This window comes from Actinoplanes sp. CA-142083 (genome assembly GCF_050942195.1).
In the GTDB taxonomy this organism is placed as follows: Bacteria; Actinomycetota; Actinomycetes; order Mycobacteriales; family Micromonosporaceae; genus Actinoplanes.
In genome coordinates this window covers 1,874,844-1,895,743 of sequence record NZ_CP192076.1, presented here as the reverse complement: position 1 = coordinate 1,895,743, position 20,900 = coordinate 1,874,844, and the positions used below count along the sequence as shown (strand labels likewise).

The 20,900-nt window shown below is 70.9% G+C and carries 19 protein-coding genes; 8 read left to right on the top strand and 11 right to left on the bottom strand.

Features of this window, described 5'->3' with window-relative positions; translation table 11 throughout:
- Positions 1-474, top strand: coding sequence for a transposase (locus ACQPZX_RS09125; RefSeq protein ID WP_433385110.1), 474 nt, complete (start codon positions 1-3; stop codon positions 472-474).
- Between the two features lie 43 nt (positions 475-517).
- On the opposite strand, the gene ACQPZX_RS09120 is transcribed toward ACQPZX_RS09125, so the two are convergent.
- From ACQPZX_RS09120 to mptB, 5 genes are all read right to left on the bottom strand, one after another.
- Entirely contained in the window at positions 518-1,309 is a 792-nt protein-coding gene (locus ACQPZX_RS09120) for an ABC transporter permease (RefSeq protein WP_433377105.1), read from the bottom strand.
- Positions 1,306-2,250, bottom strand: a complete 945-nt coding sequence (locus ACQPZX_RS09115; protein ID WP_433377102.1) for an ATP-binding cassette domain-containing protein — start codon at positions 2,248-2,250, stop codon at positions 1,306-1,308. Before ACQPZX_RS09115 ends, ACQPZX_RS09120 begins: the two co-directional genes overlap by 4 nt.
- An 86-nt stretch (positions 2,251-2,336) precedes the next feature.
- Positions 2,337-4,478, bottom strand: coding sequence for an esterase-like activity of phytase family protein (locus ACQPZX_RS09110; RefSeq protein WP_433377098.1), 2,142 nt, complete (start codon positions 4,476-4,478; stop codon positions 2,337-2,339).
- Between the two features lie 9 nt (positions 4,479-4,487).
- Positions 4,488-5,651 (bottom strand): glycosyltransferase 87 family protein, encoded by a 1,164-nt coding sequence (locus tag ACQPZX_RS09105; protein ID WP_433377096.1) that lies wholly within the window; start codon positions 5,649-5,651, stop codon positions 4,488-4,490.
- The gene (mptB, locus tag ACQPZX_RS09100) at positions 5,575-6,957 is read right to left on the bottom strand and encodes a polyprenol phosphomannose-dependent alpha 1,6 mannosyltransferase MptB (RefSeq protein WP_433377093.1); all 1,383 of its coding nucleotides are present in this window, start codon (positions 6,955-6,957) and stop codon (positions 5,575-5,577) included. The genes ACQPZX_RS09105 and mptB overlap by 77 nt, the downstream gene beginning before the upstream one ends.
- A 139-nt stretch (positions 6,958-7,096) precedes the next feature.
- On the opposite strand from mptB, the gene ACQPZX_RS09095 reads away from it, so the two are divergent.
- The 4 genes from ACQPZX_RS09095 (at position 7,097) to ACQPZX_RS09080 (ending at position 9,917) form a co-directional block, all read left to right on the top strand.
- Entirely contained in the window at positions 7,097-8,578 is a 1,482-nt protein-coding gene (locus tag ACQPZX_RS09095) for a hypothetical protein (protein ID WP_433385107.1), read from the top strand.
- 62 nt (positions 8,579-8,640) lie between these two features.
- Complete coding sequence (locus tag ACQPZX_RS09090) at positions 8,641-9,174, top strand: SCO6745 family protein (RefSeq protein WP_433377092.1); 534 nt, start codon at positions 8,641-8,643, stop codon at positions 9,172-9,174.
- A gap of 189 nt (positions 9,175-9,363) precedes the next feature.
- Complete coding sequence (locus tag ACQPZX_RS09085; RefSeq protein WP_433377089.1) at positions 9,364-9,666, top strand: hypothetical protein; 303 nt, start codon at positions 9,364-9,366, stop codon at positions 9,664-9,666.
- A complete protein-coding gene (locus ACQPZX_RS09080) occupies positions 9,642-9,917 on the top strand; it encodes a hypothetical protein (RefSeq protein ID WP_433377087.1) in 276 nt (91 codons plus the stop codon). Before ACQPZX_RS09085 ends, ACQPZX_RS09080 begins: the two co-directional genes overlap by 25 nt.
- Positions 9,918-10,487: 570 nt before the next feature.
- On the opposite strand, the gene ACQPZX_RS09075 is transcribed toward ACQPZX_RS09080, so the two are convergent.
- From ACQPZX_RS09075 to ACQPZX_RS09065, 3 genes are read right to left on the bottom strand one after another with little or no spacing between them, the layout of a single operon-like run.
- Positions 10,488-10,868: a PPOX class F420-dependent oxidoreductase gene (locus tag ACQPZX_RS09075; RefSeq protein ID WP_433377084.1), complete on the bottom strand. Its 381-nt coding sequence runs from the start codon at positions 10,866-10,868 to the stop codon at positions 10,488-10,490.
- Positions 10,865-11,458 carry a dihydrofolate reductase family protein gene (locus ACQPZX_RS09070; RefSeq protein WP_433377081.1) on the bottom strand — a complete coding sequence of 198 codons (594 nt, stop codon included), beginning with the start codon at positions 11,456-11,458 and terminating at the stop codon, positions 10,865-10,867. Before ACQPZX_RS09070 ends, ACQPZX_RS09075 begins: the two co-directional genes overlap by 4 nt.
- Complete coding sequence (locus ACQPZX_RS09065; RefSeq protein WP_433377078.1) at positions 11,455-12,588, bottom strand: MFS transporter; 1,134 nt, start codon at positions 12,586-12,588, stop codon at positions 11,455-11,457. The genes ACQPZX_RS09070 and ACQPZX_RS09065 overlap by 4 nt, the downstream gene beginning before the upstream one ends.
- Before the next feature lie 94 nt (positions 12,589-12,682).
- Between ACQPZX_RS09065 and ACQPZX_RS09060 the strand changes: the two genes are divergently transcribed.
- On the top strand, positions 12,683-13,621 hold the full coding sequence (locus ACQPZX_RS09060; protein ID WP_433377075.1) for a LysR family transcriptional regulator: 939 nt from the start codon (positions 12,683-12,685) through the stop codon (positions 13,619-13,621).
- Between the two features lie 7 nt (positions 13,622-13,628).
- Here the strand turns inward: ACQPZX_RS09060 and ACQPZX_RS09055 are convergent, their stop codons facing one another.
- Positions 13,629-14,084 carry an Lrp/AsnC family transcriptional regulator gene (locus ACQPZX_RS09055; RefSeq protein WP_433377072.1) on the bottom strand — a complete coding sequence of 152 codons (456 nt, stop codon included), beginning with the start codon at positions 14,082-14,084 and terminating at the stop codon, positions 13,629-13,631.
- 109 nt (positions 14,085-14,193) lie between these two features.
- Between ACQPZX_RS09055 and ACQPZX_RS09050 the strand changes: the two genes are divergently transcribed.
- Positions 14,194-15,183, top strand: coding sequence for a Glu/Leu/Phe/Val dehydrogenase dimerization domain-containing protein (locus ACQPZX_RS09050; protein WP_433377070.1), 990 nt, complete (start codon positions 14,194-14,196; stop codon positions 15,181-15,183).
- A 10-nt stretch (positions 15,184-15,193) separates the two neighbouring features.
- The gene (locus ACQPZX_RS09045; protein ID WP_433377067.1) at positions 15,194-17,050 is read left to right on the top strand and encodes a hypothetical protein; all 1,857 of its coding nucleotides are present in this window, start codon (positions 15,194-15,196) and stop codon (positions 17,048-17,050) included.
- Here the strand turns inward: ACQPZX_RS09045 and ACQPZX_RS09040 are convergent.
- Both ACQPZX_RS09040 and ACQPZX_RS09035 read right to left on the bottom strand, forming a co-directional pair.
- Positions 17,047-20,043 carry a bifunctional [glutamine synthetase] adenylyltransferase/[glutamine synthetase]-adenylyl-L-tyrosine phosphorylase gene (locus ACQPZX_RS09040; RefSeq protein ID WP_433377065.1) on the bottom strand — a complete coding sequence of 999 codons (2,997 nt, stop codon included), beginning with the start codon at positions 20,041-20,043 and terminating at the stop codon, positions 17,047-17,049. The two genes, ACQPZX_RS09045 and ACQPZX_RS09040, sit on opposite strands and share 4 nt — an antisense overlap.
- A 2-nt stretch (positions 20,044-20,045) precedes the next feature.
- Positions 20,046-20,831, bottom strand: coding sequence for a type 1 glutamine amidotransferase (locus tag ACQPZX_RS09035; protein ID WP_433377063.1), 786 nt, complete (start codon positions 20,829-20,831; stop codon positions 20,046-20,048).
- Positions 20,832-20,900: the final 69 nt, after the last annotated feature.

Sequence of the window (20,900 nt, the reverse complement as noted above, 5' to 3'; positions counted from 1 at the left end):
ATTCGCCGTTTTGTCCGCCGCGCCACGAACCGCCACCCAGCTCAAAGCTATCCTGATCAGCGCCGATCCCACCCTGCGCGAAGCATCACCCGCGCAGTCACAGCCGCCGCCCCAGCCCTGCTCGACCAGCACGGTGTCGGCCCCAGCACCGCCGCCGCCCTGCTCCTGGCCGCCGGCGACAACCCCCACCGGATCAACACCGAAGCCAAATTCGCCGCGCTATGCGGCACCAACCCGATCGAAGCATCCTCCGGCAAAACCCACCGCCGGCGACTCAACCGCGGCGGCGACCGGCAAGCCAACCGAGCCCTCTACACCATCGCCCTATGCCGGCTGAGCAACCACCAACCCACCCGCGACTACATGACCCGCCGCATCCACGAAGGCAAAACCAAACGCGAGATCATCCGCTGCCTCAAACGAGCCATCGCCCGCCAGCTCCACCCCCTCATCACCCAGCCACCAAAGCCTTGACACCCATAGAGGCATCAACTTTCCGGGGCTGTCCACAAGCGGGCTAGACGCGGCGGCGGAACGCCCAGACCGAGAGCGGGGCGAAGACCGCCAGCAGGATCGCCGCCCAGATCAGGGACTGGGTGACCGGGGTGGCGACCGGGCCGCCGTTGAGCAGGCCCCGCACGGCGTCGGCGAGGATCGAGACCGGGTTGACCTTGACCCAGGCCTGGAGCCAGCCCGGCATCGTCTCCGTGGGCGCGAAGGCGTTGCTGGCGAAGGTCAGCGGGAACAGCAGCACGAAACCGAAGATCTGCACCTTCTCCGGCTCGCTGACCAGCATGGCGACCAGCACCGACATCCACGACGCGGCGAAGGCGAACAGCAGCAGCAGGCCGAACATCCCGATCACCTCGGCGGGGCCGGTGCCGATCCGGAAGCCGAGGATGGTGCCGACGACCAGCAGCAGCGTGATCGCCCAGGCCTGCTTGACCACGTCGGCGAGGATGCGGCCGGCCAGCGGGGACCAGCGCGAGATCGGCAGCGACCGGAGCCGGTCGAAGACGCCCTTGCTGATGTCCGTGTTCAGGCCGACGCCGGTGTTGAGCGTGGCGAAGAGCAGGTTCTGCACGATGATGCCGGGCAGGCCGAAGGCCAGATATTCGGCGGTCGACCCGGCGATGGCGCCGCCGAAGACGTACGTGAAAAGCACCAGGAACATGATCGGCTGGACGCTGAAGTCGAGCAGCTCGAAGGGGTTGTGTTTGATCTGGACGAGCGTCCGCCAGGCGAGCGTGGCGGTGTTGCGCACGGCCACGACGGGGCTGACGCGGGACTCGATGGCGGCGGTGGTCACGCGTTCTCCTCCAATGCGGGATGACCGGTCAGGGTGAGGAACACCTCGTCGAGGCTGGGGCTGCGCAGGGCGAGCTCGGCGACCAGCAGGCCCTTCTCGTCCAGGCGGCGCACGAGGTGCGCCAGCGCGGCGGGGTCGGTCACAGGGGCGCTGATGATCGGGCCGCGCACGTCGACCGGGCCCGAGGCGATCGAGCCGACCAGCGCGGCGACGGTGTCCCGGTCGTCGTCCGAGGCCGGCCGTACGGTGACGGTCTGCGCGCCGGTGCGGGACTTGAGCTGGTCGGAGGTGCCGGTGGCGATCACCTTGCCGTGGTCGATCACCACGATCTCGTCGGCGAGCTGGTCGGCCTCGTCGAGGTACTGCGTGGTCAGCAGCACGGTGACGCCGTCGCGGACCAGCTCGCGGATGATGTCCCACATGTCGTTGCGGCTGCGCGGGTCGAGGCCGGTGGTCGGCTCGTCCAGGTAGAGCAGCCGGGGGCGGCCGACCAGGCTGGCCGCGAGGTCGAGGCGGCGCCGCATGCCACCGGAGTACTTGCCGGCGGCGCGGTCGGCCGCGTCGTCGAGGTGGAACTGGGCGAGCAGGTCGCGGGCGCGCGAGCGGGCGTCGCGCCGGGAGAGGCCGAGCAGCCGGCCGATGAGCAGCAGGTTCTCGACGCCGGTCAGGGTCTCGTCGACCGAGGCGTACTGGCCGGTGAGGCCGATCAGGCTGCGCACCTGGTGCGCCTGCTTGACCACGTCGTAGCCGCCCACCGTGGCGTGGCCCGCGTCCGGCTGGATCAGCGTGGCCAGCACCCGGACGGCAGTGGTCTTGCCGGCGCCGTTCGGCCCGAGCAGGCCGAGGACGGTCCCCTCGCGTACGGCAAGATCGACGCCGCCGAGGGCGGTGGTGTCGCCGAAGCGCTTGACCAGTCCCTCGGCGACGATCGCGTTGTTCATGAGCTGACTCCCGTCAACGAAAAACAGACGGGAGTCAGCGTGCGCCGTGCCGCTGACACGGCGCTGACAAAACAAGAACCGCCGTGTCAGCGGAGCAGACGGCCGAGCCGGAAGAACTGCGTCTCGCCGGTGGCGTCGTCGATCGCGTCGTTGTCGGTCACCGCGTACGTCTGGCCGTTGCCGGCGATCGCGAGGCCTTCGAGCTTGTCCTGCACCCAGCCGTTGTCCGACTTGAGCAACGGAAGCATGTCCTTGACCAGGCGCTTCTTGACCGTCGGGAAGCCGGTCCAGGTCGCCGGGACGTCGAACTCGTAGATCTTCTTGAGCGACGCCTGCGGGCCGCGCTGGTTGTCTCGCTCGATCACCGCGAACGTGTTGCCGTCGACCGCGACGATCTCGGACAGGCCGGACCAGCCCAGCGGCACGGCGTCGACGGGGTAGCCGAGCCAGGCCCACTCGCCGGTCTTCGTGTTGTAGCGGCCGATTCGGTTGACGGTCTGCGGGTCGGTCTTGAGCGAGCGCTGGATCGCCACCCAGACGTAGTCGCCGACCTCGGCGACGCCCTCGAAGCCGTTCGTGGTCACGGCGGCGGCGATGTCGGCCGGCAGCGGGATCTCCTGCCGCACGGCGCCCTTCGCGTCGAGGCGGACCAGCAGGTTCGGCGTCGAAGCGGAGCCTTCGGAGGCGATCCAGTAGCCGCCGCCCTTGCGGGCGACCAGGCCCTCGGCGTCGTAGCCGACCGGCTTGCCGTCCTTGGTCACCGTGAGCTGCTTGAAGATCTTGGCAGGCGCCGAAGACACGTCGAGGGTGAGGATCCGCGTGGGCACGTAGGCGGCGTCGGTCGAGGCGACAAGTTGATTGCGCTGACCGGGCACGGCCGAGAGCGAGGACAGCGTGCCCCACGGGATCAGGTGGTCGGAGACGACGGACGGGAAGAGCCCGTGCCCGATGCCGTAGATGTTGACCGCGCCGCGCAGGTTGTTCTCGGGGTCGTCGGTCTCGCTGGAGACGATGACCAGGCCGCGGGACGGCACGGCCACCACGCCCTCCGGGCCGGCGGCTGTCGGCAGGAGCTGGGTAAGAAGAGGCTTACGCGGGTTGGAGACGTTGTACACGGCCGTGAAGTTGCCCCGCTCGGCGTTCACGAAGACATAGGGGACGCCGTTGAAGCGGGCGAAAGCCACGTTCTCCGGCTCGATGCCCTTGGCGTCCGACCGCTTGTCCGGGTAGAGGCCGTGCTCGACGGCGATGTGCTCGAGCGAGTTGCCGGCGTCCCAGACGACCTTGCCGCTGCGGTCGAAGATGCTCCAGCCGCGCGAGCCGCCCTCGTAGTCGCCCTCGTTCGCGCTGGCGAACAGGTCGTCGGTGATCCACGCGACGCCGTCCGGCTCACGCTTCGCGGTGATCGTGCCGTCGAGGACGATCTGGTCGTCATCGCGAGTGTCCACACCGGAGACCGTCGCGGTTCCGGCCGAAAAATCACGAATGACCTTTTTATACGGCAGCGAAACAACCGCGAAGTGGTTGTTCTCCTGAATGGAGACGACAGCCTCGTCGCGGGAGTTGATGCTGACGTACTCCGGCTCGGGGTCCTCCGGCGCAATCTCCGACAAACCGGTCAGACTGACGGAAGAAGCCTTCCAGGTGCGGGTGTCGATCACCGACAGGTAACCGGCCGGCAGCTGCGGAATGGCGCCGTCGTTGACGTCCTCGTCGCGCTCGTTCTCGATCGCCACGGCGATGTAGCGCCCGCTCGGCGCGACGGTCACCGAGTCGGGCTGCCCGCCCAGGTCGATCTCGCGGACCACGGCCCGGCTGCGGTCGTCGACGACCACCAGCTTGCCGGACGGGTTGGTGAAGCTCTCCCGGGTGTTCACGCCGGCCAGCAGCAGGTGGCCGAGGTGGGCGACCGAGGTCGGCTCGCCGCCGACCGCCAGCGTCCCGGCGGCCGCGGGCCGGCCGGGGTTGGTGATGTCGACGAAGCCGAGCCGCTTGCCGGGGCTGTCGGTGTAGACGACGGTCCGGCCGTCCTCGGTGACCGTGGAGATCTCCGCGGCCGCGGTGTCGTCGATGGCGGAGTTCAGGTACGCGGGAAAGGTCGCGAGGCGCTTGAACGTGGTGTCGTGCGAGTGACCGTGCGCGGAGGCCGTGGTGGGCACCGCGTTGAGCACGGCGGCTGCGGTGAGACCCATCAAAGCAAGCGCCGAGGAGGAACGGCGTAGAGGCATGGCCTCTGACTACGCGATGATCTTGTCTGGTTCCTTGACGACAGACGAACGCGAGGTGCCGACGGGTGTCCAGATCAGCAGGGCCAGGCTGAACCAGACATAGAGGTTGCCGCCGATGATCTCCAGCGGCGGGCGCGGCGCCTTCTCCCAGAGCCAGGTGACGCGCGAGGTCATGATCAGGTACGCCGAGCCGGCCAGATAGAGCGGGCGGCGGTCCGGTCCGGACAGTCCGGCGTCGACACAGCGGACCAGGGCGGGCAGCAGCCAGACGCAGTGGTGGACCCAGGTGACCGGGCTGATCAGGCAGCCGACGACCCCGGTCAGGGCCAGGCCGCCCACGATGTCGGCGGGCTCACGCCGTACGCGGAAAATCCAGAAACCCAGCGTGACCAGGACGCAGAGCAGCCACACGCGGGTCTCGACGCGGTCGATCGGGAGCCGGGCCAGCAAACCGCGCTCGGACTGGTTGGAGAGAAACGAGAGGACCCCGACCCGGTTGGTGTCCCACAGCGCCGAGGTCCAGAACTCGCGGGTCTCATCGGGAAAGACGGCGCCGGCCAGCAAAGTGGCGCCGGCCGCGGTGCCGGACGCGACGGCCGCCTCCCGCCAGCGCCTGGTGATCAGCAGGTAGACGATGAAGATCCCCGGGGTCAGCTTGACCGCCGTGGCCAGACCGATCCCGACGCCGGCCCAGCGCCGGCCGCGCGCGACGCCGAAGAGCATATCGCCGGCGACCAGGGTGAGCAGCAGCGTGTTGACCTGGCCGAAGGTGATCGTCTCGCGGATGGGCTCGAAGGCGAGCGCCAGGCAGCAGGCGACGCCGAAGGAGAACCAGAGCGGCCCACCGATGCGCTTGAGCAACGGACCGGCGAACCACCAGACGAGCAGGGCGGTGGTCAGCACGGTGGCGATGACGGCGATCACCACGACCGCGCCGAAGGGGATGACCGCCATCGGCGACATGACCAGACCGGCGAAGGGCGGATAGGTGAAACCGTACGGGGTGTCGGGGCGCAGCCAGTCGTAGACCATCCCGCCGTCGCCGCGGAACCAGTACTGGATCGCGCCGTAGTAGACCTTGGAGTCGAAGTACTCGTTACGGGTCTCGGCGAGATAAATGATCACCAGGGTGAGCAGGCCCAGCAGCGACAGGGTCAGGATTCTTGGTCGCATAGGTTCTTATCCCGAGATAGCAGAGCAAGGCGGTCATGGCGATCGCACCCTGGGACTTCACGGCCAGCGCGAGGTTGTAGCCGTCGGGGAGGCAGAGCGCGGCGGCGACGGCGGGCGGGATGATCAGCCAGCGGGTCTCGCGCCGCACGGTCGCGGCCAGGGGAATCAGGGCCCAGACGGCATACCAGGGATGGAAGACCGGCGCGAGCAGGACGGTGGCGGCGAGGGCATAAGCCGCATAGACCAGCGGGTCTTTTTTCAAAGAGCGCCACCAGAGGACGACCAGCGTGACCGCCAGGGCGACGATCCCGATCGCCCGCGTGACCGGCACGGCATCCACTCCGAACAGCCGGAACACCATGCCGACAGCGGTGGGCGGCGAGGTCCACTGCACCGAGACGCCGCTGCCCTCGAGCCCGGTGATCCACCCGAGCCCGCGCCCGGACATCAGCGACACCACACCCAGCGTGACGACCACCGCGCCGATCATCTGGGCGACGGCTTTCTTGGCGGGCAGCACCATGAGCAGCGCGAACGGGACCGCGACGACGGCCGTGGCCTTGACGCCGATCGCGAGCCCGAGGAGCAACCCGGCCAGCAAGGGACGCCGCGTGACCGCCAGCGCCAGCCCCGCCACCAGGAAACCGACCATCACCGCGTCGTTGTGCGCGCCCGACACCAGGTGGATCGGCACGAGCGGGCACGCCAGCGCCAGCCAGACCGCGCGCTCGACCGGCACCCCGGCGCGCCGGGCCAGCACCGGCAGGCACACCGCGATCAGCACCACGCCGAGCACGGCGATCAAGCGGAGCATAGCGAGGGTCGCGGTGAGCGAGCCGGTCTTGGCCGCCGCCGCTGCCAACAGCAGAAAAACCGGGCCATACGGCGCCGGGGAGTCCGTCCAGGTGGGCGCGACGGCGTCGGCCCAGGGACAACCCAAAAGATCGACACCGCCGGCGTACGGGTCGAGCCCCGCCCCTTGCTGCCAGCCCTGACACGCGTACGAGTAAATGTCGTAACTGCCCAGCGGAAGGAACGGCAGCAGCGGAACCACCCACAGGCCCGCCGTCACATACGCCCAGCGGGCCGAAGGCACGTGCCGGCGGCCCGCCCACCACGCGCCGATCAGCAGGACCGTCCCGATCAGCCAGGCCAGCGGCAGGACCACGCCGTCGCGGCCCGCGAAGATCGTGCCGGGCGTCATCGTCGGCCGCCACGGGCTGCTCGCCCCGCCGAGCCAGGCGGCGACCGCGAGGCACAGGCTGCCGGCCAGGCCCGCGTAACGGACCAGGGCGGGGCGGGACATGGCGAGCACCCTACCGTGACGCGCTGCAACCATCGGGCCGCCCGGTAGGTTGGGGCGCGTGTTGGCCCGGCACCGGCTCGAGTGGGGCACGGCTGCGTTGGCGGCCGTGCTCGGCGTGCTGTACCTGTTGTTGCCCCTGATGGGGTCGGATCTGTCGGCCCAGGTGGCCCGGGCCGAGTTCTTCGCCGACCACGGGTACACGCCGATCGACCTCCGGTGGTACGGCGGCGTCAACCAGCTCGGTTACAGCCTGTTGTCGCAGCCGGTGATGGCCCTACTCGGAGTGCGGGTCACCGGTGTTGTCGCCCTGGTCGCGGCCAGTGTCTTCCTGGCGGTGCTGTTCAAGCGCACGGCGGCGCCCCGGCCCTGGCTGGGCGCGCTGGCCGGGGTCGCGTGCGTGGCGGGCAACCTGGTGAGCGGGCGGGTCACCTACGGCCTCGGGGTCGCGTGCGGGCTCGGCGCGCTGGTCCTGCTGACCTTCCCGCGGTGGCGATGGCTGGCGGTGCTGCCGGCGCTGGCCGCAGGGGCGACCAGTCCGGTCGCCGGCCTGTTTCTCGGCCTGGCCGGGGCGGCGCTGCTGCTCAGCGGCCGCGTGGTGGACGGCCTGCTGGTCGCGGTGCCCGCCGCGGTGCCGCTCGCGCTGACCGCGCTGCTGTTCGGCGACGGCGGCTGGATGAACATCAGCCACGACGACACCCTCCGGGCCGTCGTGGCGAGTCTGGTGGTGGCGGTGCTCGTGCCGCATCGGGCGGTGCGGATCGGGGCGCTGCTGTCGGCGCTCGGGGTGCTGGGCGCCGCGTTGCTGCACACGCCGGTGGGGCTCAACGCGACGCGCCTTTCCGTGATGTTCGCGCTGCCGTTGCTGGCCGCCTATGCCGCGCTGCCCCGCGTTCGGCGTGGGGCCCCGCTGGGCGTACACGAAAAGTCTTTTGCCTCGGCCCTGCCCCTGTGGGCGGTCTTGATCCTCTTGCTGGTGGCGTGCTGGTGGCAGCCGCCCATCGTCGTCGGGGACGTGCGTGACCTGGGCAATCCGACTTCCTCGCCGTCCTATTTCGCGCCGCTGCTCTCCCGCTTGGCCCAGGAGCAGCTGACCGGCCGCGTCGAGATCCCGCCGACGCGCGACTATTGGGAGGCGGCGCACATGGGCGACGTGCCGTTGGCGCGCGGTTGGTTGCGCCAAGCCGACATAGCCCGAAATTCCCTGTTTTTTGCAAAAATTCCCGGCACATCGGGTACGGGTGTGGCCCTCACCGCCGATTCGTATCGTGCCTGGCTTTCCGACATGGCAGTGCAGTTCGTCGCCGTCCCCGACGCCGAGCTGACCTGGTCGGGCCGTCCCGAGGCGGATCTGATCGCCTCGGGCCTCCCGTATCTGAGCGAGATATGGCGCGGCGACCATTGGCGCCTCTACCGCGTGGCCGACGCTGCACCGATCGTCCCCGGCCTGGTGTCGCAGGACGCCACCTCGGTGACCTTCCTCGCCGAGTCGGCCGGGAACGTGGTGGTGCGGGTGCATTACTACCGCTGGTTGCGCGCTTCCGGGGGCGCGGTCGTCTCCCGCACCGGTCCGTGGACGCTGGTGCGGGTGCCGGAGCCCGGCCGCTACACGCTGACGAGCTAGTCGCGCCCATTCGACCGATGGGGATACTCGTGCGTCGACGGCACGGTGTTTGGTCGGAGTGCATGGATTCGGAAGGCGCGGTGACGGGTGGCACCGGCGGCACACGGTCGGTGGCGGCGCAGACGGTTGCCGGGGTCGTGGCCGGCGCACCGATCGAAGGCCGAATGCTTTATGCCGGGCTGCGGGCGCTCGCCGTGCCCGAGGTGCCGGTAGCCAGACTCTGGCACGCGGCGACGCTGCTGCGCGAACACCGCGGCGACGGCCACAACGCCGCCCTGGTCGCCAACGGCATCGGCGGCACCGAGGCTCCCGTCCTGCTAGCCATTTCCTCGGCATGCAAGCGCACGAATTCGGCCGGATCCACCACCTGCCCAAGGCAAAGCTGGCCGCCGTCGTCGACGGCCTACGCGGCCGCGGCCTGGTCGACGCGGCCGGCGGGGTTCACCGACGGCGGCCACCAGACCAAGAACCGGAGCAAGACCCTCACCGACGAGCTGACGGCGCCGGCGTACGACGCGCTCAGCCCGGACGAGCTCGACGAGCTGATCGCGGGCCTGGAGCCGACCGCAGCCGCGGCACAGGCCGCCGACAGTTGAGCGGACACATCAGACTCGCCGGTCATTGCTGCTCGTCGTATGAACGCAAATTTACTTGTGCGCATGCCGCGTTGTATCTAACGGGTGACGCGGGTCCAAATTACTTGCCTCCTCCTGTCAGCATTGGTGCGTTGACAGGAGGAATCAATGCCAGTGCCTGGATCAGAGATCGCAGTTGCCTGGAAAGGCGTGTCCGTCACGTTGAGCCTGATCAAGGGGATCATTGACAAGTGGCGCAACGGCCAGGCGATTTCAAAGTACGAAGTGCAGGCTCTGAGAGCTCAAGCCGAAACGACCTTGTCGCTTGTTCGCATCGATGCGCTCGGAGAGGTCGTCAATCGCTGCCTTCGGAAGGTCGCGGAAGCAGGCCGAACGGTGCAGGAGTCACCCTATCTGCGCATGGACGACCCTGCGGTGATCAAGCTTCTCGAAACGCTTTCCAGCCGATTGGACCAGGAGGTCGAACGATGGTCTTCCGCCGTAAACAGGTAGCAAAGGCCGTTCGTGTCGACGCAGGCGCCGGGGGCGAGCAGTCCGCTGCGGAGACGGAGGCTCCGCGAGAAGGCCGCCAGGGCGACACCGATGAGGATCTCGCGGGTGATCTCATGAGGCGGGTCGGAACAGCCATCGACGATTGGTCTGCCGCGCACGGGCTGGATGGCCTTCCTCGCAAGGTGGTGTTCCAGCAGGCGCTCAGCTATCTCAATGCGTTGGCGGACACTGTCGGGTCCAAGCCGAAGTAGAGATCCAAATCGAATGCTGTCCTACACGGTTCTTTCTGTCTCTCTCTGCACCCTTGCCGGTGGCGGAGTTCTGGCAGCGGTCGTCTCCAGCATTGCCGGGCCCAGGGAATCCACAAACGACAGAAATCCTGGCGTCGAGATGGAGCGACTCGCTACTATCTCGCAGCAATTAGCGCTCGTGGAGCAGGAGACAGAGGTTTCGCTTCGCAACATCGACAGAGTCGGCGAGACTGTCATTCAGCAATTGCGGAGCCACGAGGCGAGGCAGGCTGCGGCGGCGCGCGCGATGCAGCCCAGATACTGCACTGCTCGTCGCCGCAAGAAGGGCACCAAGTGCTTTCGGCAGGTAACAAACGGCAGTCTATGTTGGAAGCATCATGGCCATGTGCGGCGCGGAATCCCAGTGCGGGACTTCTACTCCGGTCAACCGCTCCATGGGTAAAGCGCTCGTGTCCCGCGGCGCGGACCGCCCCCGTCTCACACCGTCAGCCCCACCGAGTTCACCCACGGCCGATCCGGACCGGCGGCCACGTCGGCTCGGGGCGAGTGTGACCGCCGTTCGCAAACCGCTCAGCCGATCCCGATGGTCTGTCGCTCGGGCTCGATCACCGCCACCACCCGTTCCTGTCCGCGGGGATATTTCTCGTCGGTGTATTTGGCGACCACCCGATCGATGATCTCCCAGGCCGCCTCACCCTCGATCCACTCGACTACCCGTCCCCGCAGGACCACCGGCATGAACGGGTTGTCGGCGGGCGTGATCGACAGCGCCACTCTCGGGTCGCGGCGCAGGTTGCGGGCCTTGCGCATCCCCGGCCCGGTGAAGAAGACCACCCGATCGCCGTGTGTGCCGATGTAGACCGGTGCGACGTGCGGCGAGCCGTCCGGGAGCAGGGTGGCCAGGTGGGCGAACGTGGGGCCGTCGAGGACGCGGCGCACGTCGGGATTCATCGGATCACCTCGTAGTGCAGGTGGGTCACGCCGGGCGCCGGGACGGCCTCGATCAGCCGGAGGCGGACGTGGGCGGGAAGCGCCTGGAAGTAGGGCCGGCCGCCGCCGAGCAGGATCGGGATCTGATGCAGGATCAGGTCGTCGACGAGCCCGGCCGCCAGCGCCGCCGTGACGACGCCGCCGCCCATCAGCGCCACGTCCTTGCCGCCCGCTGCTTCCCGGGCGGCCGCGACGGCGTCCTCGATCCCGGTGGTGATCACCGTTTGCCGGTCCCGCACGCCCGGCACCGGACGATGGGTGAGCAGGATCAGCGGCGCGGTGGGGTGGGGCGCGCCGCCGTCGATCCAGCCGGAGTCGTCGTACGTGTTGCGGCCGACCAGGGAGGCGCCGAGTCGACTCGCGGCGGCGTCGAAGAACCGGGCGCTGGCCTCGCTGAGCTTGAACCCTTCGAACTCTCGGCTGGGGGTGTCGCCGTCGAAGTACCAGTCGAACAGCATCGGGGCGTCGCCGAGCCCATGACCGGCGCCGGGATCCCGCCCGGTGATGTATCCGTCGACGGAGACGGACAGTGCGCTGAATACCTTGCTCATTTCCGTGATCCTTCCTTGATTCGGACAAGAGACGGGGCTGCGGCGGCCACCAGCAGCGCCAGCCCGGCCGGGATCAGCAGCGCCGCCGGCAGGGTGGTCCGCGCGGCGACGTACCCGACGAGCGCCGGCCCGATCAGCCCACCCGAGTAGCTGACGGTGGTGGCCAGCGACAGCCGGCTGCCGGCGGATCCCAGCGCGCTGATGACGACGGGCCACACCATAGCCATGCCGGCCCCGGCCAGAGCCCAGCCGACGGTGGCGCAGACAACGCGAGCGGGCAGGCCGGGCACCAGCACCAGGCCGTATCCGACGGTCGCGACGACGCCGGCCAGCCGGAGGGTCACCGGGGCGCCGAGCCGGGCGCGTACCGCGTCGCCGGCGAACCGGACGACCGTCATGGCGGCGAAGAACACCGTGTACACCAGCGAACCCGTGGAGGGGTCGGCGCCGAGCACCCGAGTGGCGTGCACCCCGGCCCAATCCGTCGCCGCGCCCTCGGTGAGGAACGCCGCCGCGCCGACGAGCCCCAACGCTACTACCGAACGCGGCATTTCATCTGATTTGCCCAAGCGCCCGGCGGCCACCACAACCGGTAGCCGAGCACCCCAGGTGGCGCCCAGGACGGCCAGCGCGACCCCACCACCGGCCATCAACGCGCTCACGCCGATGCCTCCGCGCAACCCCGCCGAGACCGCGGCCCCGCCGGCCACGGCGCCAAGAGCCCAGATGCCATGCATCCGGCTGATCACCGGCCGGCCCAGAGACTGCTCGACGTCCACCGCCTGCACGGTGAGTGCCACGTTGAGCGCACCGAACTGCGCGCCGAGCACGAAGGCCGACAACGTCAGCAGGAGGGCCGACGGCGCCAGCGCCGGCCCGGTCATGGCCAGCGCCGCCGCTGGGAAGGCGAACCGGAGCAGCCGCCGCCCGGTCCAGCGGTCGGCCAGCCGCCCGGCGACCGGCATGGCCACCAGGCCGCCGATCGCGAGGGCCGTCAACGACGCGCCTAGCCGCCCGGGCCCGAGGCCGAGCCGCTCGTCGGTGGCCGCCAGAGTGGAGCCCCACAGCGCGGCCAGCACACCGGTCAGCCCGTAGAAAGCGCCGACGCCGTCCCATGTGTTCCGACCCATGCTGTGATCGTCACCGACCGGCCCCGCCGTGATCCAACACCTGTTGGCTCATGATCCACACACCTGGTGTGTGAATCGAGGTAGAAAGGACCCTGTGCCAGACGACCTGGAGATCCGGCTGCTGCGCTACTTCGTCGCCGTGGCCGAGGAGCTGCACTTCAGCCGGGCCGCCCAGCGGCTGTTCGTGGCGCAGCAGGCGCTCAGCCGCGACATCCGGCGGCTGGAGGACAGGCTCGGCGTACGCCTGCTGGACCGCACCACCCGCCGGGTCACCCTCACCCCGGCGGGAAGCGTGTTGCTGGCCCGGTCACGCGAGATGCTGGCGCACTTCGACGCCACCGTGCGTGAGCTGCGCGGCGAGCGGCAATCGTTGACCGTCGACGTGGTGGGCCCGGGCCTGACCCCCACGCTGATCCTGGCGACGGCCCGCCGGCACGCCCCCGAGGTGGAGTTCTTCGCCCGCTTCCACACCGGATCCGAAGCCGCCGTGCCGTTGCTGCTGGACGGGCGGCTCGACGTCACCTTCGGCCGCAATCTCGCGCCGTCCGATCGGCTTCGCCACCGACCCGTACGGAATGAGCCCTTGGCCGTGCTCCTGCCCGACGATCACCGGCTCGCCCGCCTCGACAAGGTGCCGCTGGAGTCCCTGCGCGGCTCCGGCCTGTGCATCCGGGCCGGCAATCACACCACCCCCGGGTGGGACCACGCGGTCGTGCAACTGGTCGCACCGCTGGGGATCGACCCGGCCGAGGCTCATCCGCACGTCCAGGGCGCCGAGGAGATGGCCCAGCACATCCGCGACCGCAACGCGCCGATCCTCACCATGACCACGCAGCCCGCCGTGGCCGGCGCCGTGCTGCGCCCGCTGGTCGATCCGGTCGCGCTCTTCCCCTGGTCGATGATCTGGTGCTCCGACACCGACCATCCCGGCCTGCACGCGCTCCACCGCGCCGCCGACGAGCTGGCCGCCGCGAACGACTGGCTCCGCACCCCGGACGACGCCTGGCTACCCGCCCCGGAGGCCGCCGCCTAGATCTCGGCTAGCCGAGCGGCTCGATCACCGGCTTGCGGACGTGCTGATAGATCACCGAGCTGCGGAACCCCACGATCTCGCGCCGCCCGGTGAACTTGTCCATCAGGAACGAGTGCAGCGCGTCGACGCTGGGCAGCGCCACCTGCACCAGGAAGTCGTCGCCGCCAGCCACCACGAACACCGCCACCACCTCGGGCAGCCCGGTCGCGTAGGCCTTGAAGCCCTCGATCACGTCCCGGCTCATCGGCCGCACCTGCACGTGGAGGAACGCCTGCACGTGCCGGTTCAGCGCGTCCAGGCTGATCTCCGCGTGGTAGCCGGTCAGCACCCCGCGATCGCGCAGCAGCCGCACCCGCTCGAGGCACGTCGACGGCGCGATGCCCACCGCCCGCGCCAGGTCACGGTTGGTCTGCCGGGCGTCGCGCTGCAATTCCCGCACGATCGCCGAATCAACGTCGTCCACGGCCACCCTTTCCCGCCCGCCGCCGAACAAAGTTCGGCAGCCCCGCGATTGGCCTTTCCAGGCGCTTAGCTTTCGCTCAATTCTCATGCGATCGTACGGAGGAAGCACGATGTTCCCGCATCAGCGAGCGATTGTCCGCCGCGGCCCCGAGTCCGGTCTCCCGATCATCGTCGCCATCCACTCCACCGCCCGGGGCCCGGCCATCGGCGGCTGCCGCATGGCCACCTACCCCGGCTGGCAGGACGGCCTGGCCGACGCCCTGCGCCTCTCCGCCGCCATGACCACCAAGTGCGCCCTGGCCGGCCTGCCCCACGGCGGCGGCAAGACGGTCATCGTCACTCCGCCTGACATCAGCGAGGCCACCCGCACGGCCGCCCTGCACGACGCGGGCACCACGATCGAGGAGCTGGGTGGCGCCTACGCGACCGGCCCCGACGTCGGCACCGGCCCCGACGACATGCTGATCATCGGCGAGCGCACCGACCATGTCTTCTGCCGGCCGGTCGCGGCGGGCGGCAGCGGCGACTCCTCCCCCGCCACCGCCGCCGGCACGATCGCCGCCCTGCGCGCCCTCTGCGACGTCCGCTTCGGCTCCCCCGACCTGTCCCGCCGATCCTTCGCCGTGCTGGGCCTGGGCCGGGTCGGAGCGCGAGTGGCCCGCCTGCTGTCCGATGCGGGCGCCCGCCTGGTCGTCAGCGACATCGACGAGGCGAAGAGGCCGGACGAAATGGAGTGGATCGATCCGGACAAGTGCCTGGAGGCCGATGTCGACGTCCTCGTCCCCGCCGCGATGGGCGGCCTGCTGACCGCACAGACCGTGCCCCGGCTCCGCTGCCGGGCGATCGCCGGTCCCGCCAACAACCAGCTCGACCGGGACGGCACCGCCGAGCTCCTGCACGACCGGGGCGTCCTCTGGGCCCCGGACGCGGTGGTCAGCGCCGGCGGCATCATCAACGCCACCGCCGTCGAGCTCCGCAACGAGACCCCGGCCCGAGCCGCGGCCCTGGTGGAGAGGATCGGCGACACGCTCACCACGTTGCTGCGCAAGGCCGAACGGGAAGGTGTGCCACCCGCGCGCGCCATCGCGATCACCAACTAGGCTGCGCCGCGTGTTCGCGGGATTGGATGACCTCGATTGGGCCGCCATGCGGCACGCCTACGGTTCGGCCGAGGGGGTGCCCGGCCTGCTGCGCGCCCTGGTCGATCCCGACCCGGCGACCCGCGAGACCGCGCTCGACGCGATGTACGGCGCCGTGCACCACCAGGGCGACATCTACGACTCCACAATGGCCACCGTGCCGTTCCTGCTGGAGGCGCTGCGGACGCCGGGCCTGCCGGGCCGCGCCGGGATCGCGGAGTTCCTGACCAGCCTCGCGGAGGCCGATCCGGACCGGACCCACATCAAGGACGCCGTGCCGAGCCTGCTCGCCGTGGCCTCGGACGCCGATCCCGAGCTGAGAGCGGCCGTCTCCCCGCTGCTGGCGCTGCATCGGGACGGGGTGGAGCTGCTCGTCCAGCGGCTGGCGACCGAGGCGGACGGCCCGGCGCGTCAGGGCGTGCTCGACGGTCTCGGCCGCACCGCCGACCCGGCCATCGCCGACCGTCTGCTGGAGGTGGCCGCGCAGTCCTCGACCGCGTCGACCGCAATGGCGGCCCTGATCGCGGCCGCGCACATCACCCCCGAGCGCATCCCCGCCGATCGCGCCGTCGAGCTGCTCAAGCGCGCGTACGCGGAAGATGCCGAACCCCCGCCGCCCGCCGGCTTCGAGACCAAGACCCTGATCGGCGCGATCCGCGCCGAGCGGGAGAAGTCCGACGCGACGCGCCGGAACCCGCATGCGTCCCGGTTCATCGACACCTTCGCGAAGCTGCTCGGCCCGCGGGTGGCGGAGCGGACCGCGATCGTCACCGAGCTGCTCCGGGATCCGCACACCGACGTGGTGCAGGACGCCCTGTTCGCCTCGATGCACCTGATCGAGCGATGGCGCGGCGACTTCCGCGAAGTTGTCCAGCTTGTCGGCGGGCATCTCGCGCATCCCGACGAGGAGGTGTGCGCCTGGGCCGAGCGGGGACTCAACCATTGGCTGCCGCTCTCCGCGCCGGTGGCGGACGCGCTGGCCGCCCGGGCCGCGCGAGGTGACGGGCTGGTCCGTTACGAGGCCGGTCCGCCAAGCCTGTCCCCCGCGCTGGACGCGCTGATCAGCCTGGGCGACGAGCGCGCCTTCCCGATGCTGGTCGCGATCGTCGAGGGCGCCGAGCGTCCGCGGGGCCTGGCCCAGCGGCTCGGCGCCTACCCGCAGCACGCCGAGCGGGTCGTCGAGCTGCTCCTCGCCGGCGACGCCAAGCCCGGCGAGATGGCGGGCGCCCTGGCGGCGTGCGGCGAGGCGGCCCGTCCGGCCGTGCCGCGGCTGGTGTCCGAGCCGCTGGACAGCTGGACGGCGCGTGCTCTCGGCCGGATCGGCGGGGATCGAGCAGTCGACGCGCTGCGGGAAGCTCTCCGCGGCTCCGATGTGCCGGTCGCCGTGGCCGCGGCCGCGGCGCTGTGGCGACTCGAGGCGGCGCCGGAGGCGATCGAGGTGCTGGGATCGCATCTCAAGGCGCCGAACGCCCTGCAGGAGGTCGCGACGATCGGCCCGGCGGCCCACGAGCTGCTGCCGAAGATCCGGCCGATGCTGAAGATCTCGGACCGCTGGCACTGGACGCCGGTGCGGGCGGCGATCGCGGTGTGGCGGATCACCGGCGACGCCGGCGCGGCCACCCCGGCGCTGGTCGCGGGCTGGCATGGCAACGGCGGGACGCGGGGGACGATCGCCGAGCAGGCCGCCGCGATCGCCGCGCTGGCGCCGCTGTTCGAGGCCGAGCTCGCCGAGGTCGAGCGCCGTGGCACCGACGACTACTCGTTCGTCTCGGACCAGGTCGCCCGGGACGAGCAGCTCCTGACCGCCTGCCGCGAAGCGATCCGCTAGGAGTCGAGCACTCGCTCCATCGCCGCTCGGGATCGGCGGGTGAGCCGCAGATATCGGTCCACGAACTCGCCCGGGTCGCCGCCGCCGAGCAGTTGCACGGTGCCGGCCAGCTCGACCCCGTGCCGGGGCAGCTGGTCGGTCGGCCGGCCGCGCACCAGCGTCAGCGCGTTGCGCACCCGGGCCGCCAGGGTCCACCCGGCCTCCATCGCGGCCGCGTCGACCTTGTCGACCAAGCCGGCGGCGACCGCCTCGCTCAGCGCCTCGAGCGTGCGCGTCTTGCGCAGGCCGGGCAGCGCATAGGCGTGCCGCAACTGAATGAGCTGCACCGCCCACTCCACGTCGGACAGTCCGCCGCGACCCAGCTTGGTGTGCGTGTTCGGGTCGGCGCCGCGCGGCAGCCGCTCGGTCTCGACCCGCGCCTTGATGCGCCGGATCTCGATGACCTGCTCGCGGCTGAGCCCGCCCGACGGATACCGCATCGTGTCGGCCAGGCTCTCGAACTCCCGCCCCAGCGACTCGTCGCCGCAGACGAAGCGGGCCCGCAGCAGCGCCTGCGCCTCCCACACCTTCGACCAGCGGGCGTAGTACTGCTGGTACGCCCCGAGGCTGCGCACCAGCGGACCCTGGCGCCCCTCGGGCCGCAGGTCGGCGTCGATGCCCAGCGGCGGGTCGGGCGCGGGCGCGGTGAGCAGCCGGCGCAGCTCCTCGGCGATCGCGTGGGCCTCGCTCTGGGTGGAGGCGTCCCCGGCCGGCGGGTCGTAGACGAACAGCACATCGGCGTCGGAGGGGTAGCTCATCTCGTACCCGCCGAGCCGGCCCATCCCGATGATCGCGAAGCGCAGGCCCGGGGTGCCGGACTTCGCGGCGCGCGCCGTCCTGAGCACCGCGTTGAGCGTGGCGTCGGTGACGTCGGAGAGGGCCATGCCGAGTCTGTTCACGTCGATCGGCTGCCCGGGGGCGAGGTCGCCGGCCTTGCTGAGGATGTCGGCGCAGGCCAGCCGGAACAGCTCGCGGCGGCGCAGCGCGCGCACCGCGGCGGTGGCCTTGCCCGCGTCGTCGGCGTGCCGTTCGGCGGCGGCCGCGAAGCCCTCGATCAGCGCCTGCCGGGTGCGCGGCACGAGCTCGGCGTCGTCGGCCAGCAGCCGCAACGCCTCCGGGTCGCGGGTGAGCAGGTCGGTCGCGTACCGGGAAAGGCTCAGCACCCGCGCGAGCCGGCGCGCCACCGGGCCGCCGTCGCGCAGCAGCCGCAAATACCAAGGCGTGCTGCCCAGCTTGTCGGAGACGTCGCGGTAGTTGAGCAGGCCGCGGTCGGGCTCGGGCGCGTCGGCGAACTCCTGCAGCAGCATCGGCAGCAGGGTGCGCTGGATGGCGGCGGTGCGGGTGACGCCGCCGGTGAGGGCCTGCAGGTGACGCAGCGCGCCGGCCGGGTCGGCGAAGCCGAGGATCTCGAGGCGCTTGCGGGCCGACTCGGGGGTCATCCGCAGCGCCTCGGCCGGCACCCGGGCGACCGACTCGAGCAGCGGGCGGTACAGCAGCTTCACATGCAGGCGGCGAACCTGGGCGGCGTGCCCGACCCAGTCGGAGCGGAACGCCTCGACCGCGTTCCGGCCCGGCAAGGCGGTGTAGCCGAGCGCGGCCGCCAGCCACTTCAGCGCCTCCGGATCGTCCGGCACCGTGTGCGTACGGCGGAGATTTTGCAGTTGAAGCCGGTGTTCGACGCCGCGCAGGAATCGATATCCGCGCAACAACGTCTCGCCGTCCTCCCGGCCGACGTACCCCCCGGCGACCAGCGCACGCAAGGCCGGCAGGGTGCCGCCGCTGCGCAGGCTCTCGTCGATGCGGCCGTGCACGAGCTGCAGCAGCTGCACGGCGAACTCGATGTCGCGCAGCCCGCCCGGCCCCCGCTTGATCTCGCGGTCGAGCTGGTTGGCCGGCACATTGTCGATGATCTTGCGGCGCATGTCGCGGACGTCGGCGACCGCCTCCGGACGCTCGGCCGCGTGCCAGACCAGCGGCGCGAGATCGTCGATCCACTCCTGAGCGAGCGCGAGATCCCCGGCCGCCGGGCGCGCCTTGAGCAGCGCCTGGAACTCCCACGTGCGCGCCCAGCGGCGGTAGTAGGCCTGGTGGCTGGCGAGCGTGCGCACCAGCGGCCCCCGGTTGCCCTCCGGCCGCAGCGCCGCGTCGACCTGCCACGCGACCTGCCCGCAGATCTCGATCAGCCGCGCCGCGACCGCGGTCCCGGCACTGAGGTCCTCGTCACCCGCCGCCACGAAGATGACGTCCACATCGGACACATAGTTGAGCTCGTTGCCGCCGCACTTACCCATCGCGACAACGGCAAGACGCGGTTCGGTCGCGCCGGGCGGGAGGCCGCCCAGGGCTATCTCGTACGCGGTGGCGAGCGTTTCATCCGCAAGCCTGGACAGCGCCGCCATCGTGGGCTCGAGCCCGCGCCCCCCGGTCAGGTCGGCCGCCGCGATGCGCAGCAGCGAGACCCGGTACGCATGACGCAGCGCCGGAACGGTCAGGTCGCCATCGAGCTCGAGGTGGCCCTCCGCGTTCGGCGGCATCCCGGTCGCGCCGGTCGCCAGCACCCGCCAGTCGTCCGGGTTGGCCACCAGGTGGTCGCCGAGCGCCGAGGACGCCCCCAGCACCGCGACCAGCCGCCGGCGCAGCCCGTGGTCGCGGTAGAGCGCCTCGAACAGCGCGTCGGTGGCCTCGTTCGGATTGATCTCACCGCCCGGCCCGGCAAACCCGCGCCCGTTGCTGCGGTCGGCGGCCCGCCCCGCCGCCTCGACCAGCCGATGCAGCTGACGCAGCGCAAGCGTCGGATCGGCGGCCCGCGACAGCGAGTGAATCACCTCGGCGGCGTCGGTCCCGGCCGGCCCCTGCGCCTCGGCGTCCCACAGCCGCAGCCCGGTCGCCCCGAGCAGATCGGCCGCGCTCTTCTCGGCAAAGCCATACCGCGCAAGCCGGCTGGGCCGCGTCATTGTTACTGGCCCAGCAGCGGGAGGGTCCGGCCCGTCGCCGCGTTGGGGATGTCGGCGTCGGGGAGCGTGCCGAGGGCGAGCGAGGCGAAGCGGGCCGCGAAGGGCTGCCACACCTCCTCGACGTCGGGCAGCGACTCGGCCACCGCGTACGCCACCGCCTCGGGGTCGTAGCCCAACTCGTCGAGCGTGGCCGCGTCGTCGGCCGCCCACTGCTCGATCATCTCGATGTCGCACTCGATGTGGAACTGCAGGCCCCACGCCCGGTCGCCGAGCCGGAACGCCTGGTGCGGATAGCGGCTCGAGGCGGCCAGCAGCGTCGCGGTCAGCGGCAGCTCGGTGATCTCGTCGCGGTGCCACTGGGTCACGTCGGGCAGCAGCGGCACCCACTTGAACAGCGGGTCGGTCTCGGCCGCGTCACGCTTGCCGACCAGGCCCGGCCCGATCTCGGGGCCGGAGGTGCTGCGCTCGACGAGCCCGCCGTGCGCCTGGGCGAGCAGCTGCGCGCCGAGGCAGATCGCGAGGGTCGGCACGTGTTTGCGCACGGCCTTGCGCAGCAGCCCCTCGAGCGCCGGGAACCAGGGCGCGCCGGGGGCGCCGTCGGCCGCCGCGTACGCGTTCTGGTCGCCGCCCAGCACGATCAGCGCGAGATAGTCGTCGAGCGTCTCGGGCAGCGCATCGCCCGCATGCGGGCGCAGGACGGTCAGCTCCAGGCCGGCCTCGGTCAGCCACTCGCCCAGCCGGCGCAGGTCGTCGGTCGGATCGTTCTCGATGACAAGTGCGGTTCCCACGCCCCGAGGCTAGTCCGAACCGAATCCGGAAACACCGACAGGAGGCTGTCGCCGCTCCCCGCGAAGGTT

Coding starts and splice junctions, on each gene's coding strand:
- ACQPZX_RS09105 (WP_433377096.1), bottom strand. CDS start 5,651: ATGCGACCAAGAATCCTGACCCTGTCGCTGCTGGGCCTGCTCACCCTG.
- ACQPZX_RS09090 (WP_433377092.1), top strand. CDS start 8,641: ATGGATTCGGAAGGCGCGGTGACGGGTGGCACCGGCGGCACACGGTCG.
- ACQPZX_RS09095 (WP_433385107.1), top strand. CDS start 7,097: ATGGGGTCGGATCTGTCGGCCCAGGTGGCCCGGGCCGAGTTCTTCGCC.
- ACQPZX_RS09070 (WP_433377081.1), bottom strand. CDS start 11,458: ATGAGCAAGGTATTCAGCGCACTGTCCGTCTCCGTCGACGGATACATC.
- ACQPZX_RS09110 (WP_433377098.1), bottom strand. CDS start 4,478: ATGCCTCTACGCCGTTCCTCCTCGGCGCTTGCTTTGATGGGTCTCACC.
- ACQPZX_RS09050 (WP_433377070.1), top strand. CDS start 14,194: ATGTTCCCGCATCAGCGAGCGATTGTCCGCCGCGGCCCCGAGTCCGGT.
- ACQPZX_RS09040 (WP_433377065.1), bottom strand. CDS start 20,043: ATGACGCGGCCCAGCCGGCTTGCGCGGTATGGCTTTGCCGAGAAGAGC.
- mptB (WP_433377093.1), bottom strand. CDS start 6,957: ATGTCCCGCCCCGCCCTGGTCCGTTACGCGGGCCTGGCCGGCAGCCTG.
- ACQPZX_RS09115 (WP_433377102.1), bottom strand. CDS start 2,250: ATGAACAACGCGATCGTCGCCGAGGGACTGGTCAAGCGCTTCGGCGAC.
- ACQPZX_RS09075 (WP_433377084.1), bottom strand. CDS start 10,868: ATGAATCCCGACGTGCGCCGCGTCCTCGACGGCCCCACGTTCGCCCAC.
- ACQPZX_RS09065 (WP_433377078.1), bottom strand. CDS start 12,588: ATGGGTCGGAACACATGGGACGGCGTCGGCGCTTTCTACGGGCTGACC.
- ACQPZX_RS09080 (WP_433377087.1), top strand. CDS start 9,642: ATGGTCTTCCGCCGTAAACAGGTAGCAAAGGCCGTTCGTGTCGACGCA.